Genomic DNA, 5403 nt, shown 5'->3' on the forward strand with positions numbered 1-5403 from the left:
AATTGAGTTATGATCTCTTTCATTTCTACAGCTGGTTGATTACCTTAAGCAGCGATCAATACAAGTCGTTCATTAGCACTCACTAGTTGGCCGACTGGCTTCAGTTGATCGGTAAAAGCTAGCTGGATCTCTTTCACGGCTTCAGCTTTTAAATCGATTGATAGAATCATCAACAAATACGTCGCTCTCATGACTCTAATCGCACGTATTGTCCCATTCTAAAGACATACTTGCTCTTACACTTAGAACATTCAAAATAGTCCTTCTGATAGGATTTTTGAGCTAGATCACCACAATCACATTGCACATAATAAGGCATCGTACGATTATAAGCCGTTATTTCTCTAGACCAGGTATCGAATGCTTTTCTTGTCATAATGATTTGTTCCTCCCAATTCTTTCTATTTGTTTACCTTTTTCAAGTAGATCAGGGTTGGATATATTCTAATAAACTACACAGTAAATTAAATGGTATACTGCCTAGTAAATGGACCTGAAAACGAAAGGAAGGTGTCATTTTTTGATTTAAATGGTACGATTTTTATTTTGATAAATGCCATTTTTATTCAATCTATACACAAAGTACAAAAAGAACTAAAGCTCAGTCTGCTCTAGTTCTTTTTTATACGATAAAAATTGATACTTCTTTGAACAAAATTTTTTGTTCTATGTACACTGATTCGAAAGTAAGTGTTGAAAACAAGTATATAAAAACTGAACAATTGTGCCAAATATCTAGAAAAAAATCGTGCCCTTTAAATCAAATAATGACACACTAGGCAACGACTATCAATACTTATAAGTTTTGATAGCTTAGCTTTAAAAAAAATGAGTAAGGTAATCTCACTCATAATTTGTATCAATCTCAAAACTAGTATATCTTTCTTCTATGACCTACTTCTAATGCAAGAACAATTAATTCATTTTCTTCTATTTTACAAATTACTCGATAGTCACCAATTCTGTACCGCCACTTTCCATTGTAATTTCCAACAAGTGGTTTTCCAGATTTTTTTGGATTATCAGTATTATCTACATTTTTAGATAACCATTTTAATATCATTCTTGCAGTAAATTTATCCAGCTTTGCTAATTGTCTATCAAATTTTGGCGTAGTTTCTACTCTATAGTTTGGCAATTAATCTACCTCATACTTTTTCAAGAGGTTTTCTAAAGGATTACTTTCTCCAGTTTTTAAGTACTCTTCATAAGAAATATCCCCAATATGCGCATCATAGCTATCTTCTAAACTTTCTAAAGTAGAAGTTCTTAACAAATCTGATAAACTTTTGCCTTCAAATTTTGCCATTTCATCAAAAAATTTCTTTTCCTCATCTGAAACACGAACAGTAATAGTTGCCATATTTATACACCTCTTTCTTCATTAGTATGCTTAAATTATATCATGAACACAAGTGTGTGTAAATACATTTGTGTTCACAGTGCAATGAAATTAGAAATATTATATCCCTAAAATGAATGTTTTTGGCATAAGTTCAAGTTGTACTTTAATCCATTTTCTCAGTGTATGTTATACTATACTCATGATAAACGTAAAAGGAGTTTACTTATGATCATTGTACCAACAAAAAAATCATTACCGCTTTTCAGCGAATTTCCAATTTCTTCTAATATATCAAGTTCAACAGAACGATCATTTTTCTCTTGGCATGCTAATTATTTTACTTTAGACAGGAAGAAAATTTTAGTCTTAGTTAATGACTTGTCTTTTTCTCCAATCGTTTTAGCTGATATTAATGCTAAAAATAAAAAACAACTGTCCCTTTATATAAAGGAAGGAATTGAACATGTTTTTAGTTATAGTACAGATAAACCTTATCTAATCAAAAAATATTTTTTAAAAGCTGGTAGAATGGAAATTTCATATGCTTATAACCGTTCAATCAGTGGTATTAACAACAACATGATTCAAATGTTGAAATCTTATCCTGAAGATATTGATCTAGATTTCCGACTGCAACCTTCTGTAATGGAGTTCCTTGCTAAAACACCTTATCGTAGTATGTCTCCGGAATACACTTTCAGCATTGACATAGTAAAAAGAGAGTTAGAAAGTTTATAACTTGTCTAACTCTCTTTTTGAGCAAGTCTATTGAACACTTAAAAATCTTGCCAGATCAACGTTTTAGAAATGGTCATATGCCTATACTCTATTGGGCAAAAAAATACTATGAACATAAACTCACAGTATTTCACTTTGCTTATTAGATCATGAGCCAATTCATATTACTTGATTACTTCCTCGGCAACTTTTCCAGGTTCTTTAATCCACCACTGATCTTTTGAGTTGATCCCCGTTGTCTTAAATTTCATTTTAAATTCATTCAATTGTGCCTCTTTAGAGTTGATTAACAAAAACTCAATTGTTTTCTTTGCACCTGGTTCTAAATCTCCAATATGGTATCCTCTAGGTCTGCTTTTATCATCAATTGAAATAGTACCATTGTACATTTGTTTTATATCCGCGGGAGCAAAAATAGTTACATTATATATGTTTAAATCAGAACCATTAGACACGTCTACTTTGTATTGAATATCTTCAACATCTACAAATACTCTATCGTATTTCAAACTAAGGTTAACTTGATTAATTCTATCTAAAGATACTTGTTTATTTGTTCTTTGGCTAAGGATTACACTATACATAGCAATCCCCAAGCTTAACACAGAAATACAAGTCGTTATTATAAACATCACAATTGTTCTCATTGTTTAACCCCTTCTATTTAAAAATTTATCTTTTTCGATCGTTATCTCACATAGAAAGCCTACCAATTGAAACTGGTAGGCTACAATTTTAATTATCCTTGGCATTCCATGTTGTCTCACCTTTTTGTAAGGTAATCTCATCATTATCATATGATTTGTTATACATGGTTATTATTCCATTATCAGGATAGTTTTTTATGTTAAATTGGAATTGCTCAAAGTCTTTTTCGGTAAGTGTTCCCAACAATAATGCATCTGTATCAAAATTATTGATTCCTATGAAATTCGCATATCTAGAATCTTCAAATACCATAATATTGTTATTCAAATCACTAAGAGATTCGCAAATTCCAAGACACTCATCGCAGCGATAAATGACTTCTTTAGTTACATTAGATTGAAATTTTTGCATAACTCCATATTCGCCACAATACGGACATACAATGCCACCGAGCCTATTTTTATACATATCGATTCTCCTTTATTTTGGAAACGCAGTGATTATCTTGCCTAATTCATCAACCACAATCCGTATAGTCTTTTCACCATTAGTTCCTATTATCTTTCCTAAGTCAACATCATAAAATGTTCTTTTATTGAAGCTACTCACTCCTGGTCCTTTTTTCTTCCAGGCTTCAGCTAAAATATCCGCAAATTTCTTTTTATCTGTAAAGTTGAACTGAGAATGCTTAGACTTTGCTGGATCTAAACTTGGATGCATGTGTTCTGAAGCATGATCCACATTACCTTCCATTAATCTATCATAGCTTCCCTTTTCGCTGTTACTTCCACTCGCCATAATCGTTAAACTTTGATCAATCGCTATTACTCCACCAACAGCTAGTATGCTGCCCTCTGCAGTTTGAACAAGAGCATCTTTATTCACAGCAATTGCTGGTATAACAACAGTTGCACCACTACTCAGTGTAACTAATACACTTCCGGTTCCTTCAAATATCCCTACAATACTAGTTATAACTGCAGACGCTCCACCAGTCAAGATAGTTACACCCACTAAAAATAGAGCGGTTCCTATAATTTTATCACTAGTACTTAGCTCGGAATTAAGTATAGCATCTCGTTTAGCAATAGCTAAATCTAAATTATATTTTCGTGTTGCTTCTTCGTCCAATATACCATAAACATAGATTTCATACGTATCTTCACCGTACTGACCTAGAACGGTTCTAATTTCATACTTAGGATCGTTCAATCCCATTTTAGCTTCTAATTCTTTTTGTTGTTTCTCCTTATTTTCATTTCGTATTTTCCACCGCTCATTGATTGGTTTTGCCCAGCTCATATCTAACCTAGTAATATCAAATGTACCCGTAGAAGCATTCCAGGCCGTACAATCTTTTACTTGCGCTAAACCAGAGTTTAATTCTTGTTGAGAAGATTCATACTCAGAAAAGAAACTGGCAGACTGAGCGCTATATGAACGAAACTTTTCGAGCTTTTCTTTTCTCGTCTGCATCGCTTGATAAGCATTCATTGAGCGTCTTTCTAAGTCCGGTCTCGGAGTCTTTGCCAATCTTATTAGATCATCGATCGCGTGTAACAGATCCTGATAACCGTCAATTTCTGCTTGAATTTTGTCCTCGTCCATATCTGAACCACTGACAGTCGCTTGATATTCGCTAAGAAATTTCTTATGCGCATTTGTTAAAGCTTCAGCTGTCATGATAATAGACTGACAAATCGGTGTATAAGCTACCATAAAATAGTTTTTTGCCGAATCATACGCCTTACTTGATAAGGGTGCTGATAAAAAAGATTGAATACTTTGCTGTAACGAGGCCACTGCTTGCTGGGCTTGATTGCTTACCTGCGAAGCTTGTGAACTTCTCGTTTGTGCTTCTGACACAACAAATTTAAGTCCCACTTTAGTTCTCCTTTCCTTCTGACTTCAGGAAATTTCGGTGAGCGGAACGAACAGAATCTTCTTTCTCCAACAGCCCCTTATGGTCTTGTTCTAAAAATTCTTGCTCTTCTTCCAACTCTTGCAATGCTCTTCGTGATAAATGCATGCCTTCCGCTTGTAGCTCCTCAAAAAAAGATCTCTCTTCCGGATCTGCTTCATTCAACGATTCCTGATACATTTTTTGTTCTTGTTGTTGTACCTTATAAAATTGTTCTTGTAAGGTTTCTAAATACCTTCTATCGTTAGCGTTATCTCTTTGCGCGTCTTGAAGTTCCTCCAGTTGATTTCTAAACTGATAATTCTTATCTTCAAACTTCTGTTGTGGTGTCAGCTCCATTATTACAAGCCTCCAAAAGAAAGATTCGGTAATTGGGCAATCTTTTGATCGATACGCTCAAATTCTTTCGCTACGGAGTTTATATTATCCCCAGCTTTTACAACGCTGCTTGAAACACCTTTTAGACTAGATTGAAAGGTTGAAAAGCTCCCAACTGCAGTTCCATTACCAGCCACATTCGTTTGTCCAGAACTAACAGAAACAGAAATACTATTTAAGGCACTAGCAGACGTGCTGAAGGACGCTGATACGCCACTAGCGATACTTGAGTTACTATTGATAGTCATAGGTATGCCTCCTGATTTATTCATACAATTAGAGAAAAAAGCAGAAACCAGTGAACCAGTTTCTGCTTCATTTATTACAGCCCGCGACCGATTGCTGAAGAAATATTTTGATCTGTTTCTTCCAT

General features: G+C 34.2%; 9 protein-coding genes. 1 reads left to right on the forward strand and 8 read right to left on the reverse strand.

The annotated features are described in order from the left end of the window. Positions 1-44: 44 nt before the first annotated feature. The 3 genes from C240_RS15535 to relB all read right to left on the reverse strand — a co-directional run bounded on the left by C240_RS15535 (position 45) and on the right by relB (position 1363). Positions 45-191 (reverse strand): hypothetical protein, encoded by a 147-nt coding sequence (locus C240_RS15535; protein ID WP_271497674.1) that lies wholly within the window; start codon positions 189-191, stop codon positions 45-47. Between the two features lie 680 nt (positions 192-871). After that, entirely contained in the window at positions 872-1138 is a 267-nt protein-coding gene (locus tag C240_RS15540) for a type II toxin-antitoxin system RelE family toxin (protein WP_271497677.1), read from the reverse strand. Then, on the reverse strand, positions 1139-1363 hold the full coding sequence (gene relB, locus C240_RS15545; RefSeq protein ID WP_271497679.1) for a type II toxin-antitoxin system RelB family antitoxin: 225 nt from the start codon (positions 1361-1363) through the stop codon (positions 1139-1141). 207 nt (positions 1364-1570) lie between these two features. On the opposite strand from relB, the gene C240_RS15550 reads away from it, so the two are divergent. Beyond that, entirely contained in the window at positions 1571-2083 is a 513-nt protein-coding gene (locus C240_RS15550) for a DUF6933 domain-containing protein (RefSeq protein ID WP_271497682.1), read from the forward strand. Between the two features lie 164 nt (positions 2084-2247). Here the strand turns inward: C240_RS15550 and C240_RS15555 are convergent, their stop codons facing one another. The 5 genes from C240_RS15555 to C240_RS15575 all read right to left on the reverse strand — a co-directional run. Beyond that, entirely contained in the window at positions 2248-2730 is a 483-nt protein-coding gene (locus C240_RS15555; protein ID WP_271497685.1) for a hypothetical protein, read from the reverse strand. An 88-nt stretch (positions 2731-2818) separates the two neighbouring features. Continuing rightward, positions 2819-3199: a hypothetical protein gene (locus C240_RS15560; RefSeq protein WP_271497687.1), complete on the reverse strand. Its 381-nt coding sequence runs from the start codon at positions 3197-3199 to the stop codon at positions 2819-2821. Positions 3200-3211: 12 nt separating this feature from the next. Next, positions 3212-4615, reverse strand: coding sequence for a T7SS effector LXG polymorphic toxin (locus tag C240_RS15565; protein ID WP_271497690.1), 1404 nt, complete (start codon positions 4613-4615; stop codon positions 3212-3214). Between the two features lies 1 nt (position 4616). After that, positions 4617-4991 carry a hypothetical protein gene (locus C240_RS15570; RefSeq protein ID WP_271497693.1) on the reverse strand — a complete coding sequence of 125 codons (375 nt, stop codon included), beginning with the start codon at positions 4989-4991 and terminating at the stop codon, positions 4617-4619. Positions 4992-4993: 2 nt separating this feature from the next. Continuing rightward, positions 4994-5403, reverse strand: a 410-nt coding sequence (locus C240_RS15575) for a TIGR04197 family type VII secretion effector (protein ID WP_271497696.1), incomplete at its 5' end; no start/stop codon positions are given.

Origin of the sequence: Enterococcus sp. 5H (assembly GCF_028128615.1) — a bacterium.
Taxonomy (GTDB): domain Bacteria; phylum Bacillota; class Bacilli; order Lactobacillales; family Enterococcaceae; genus Enterococcus_L.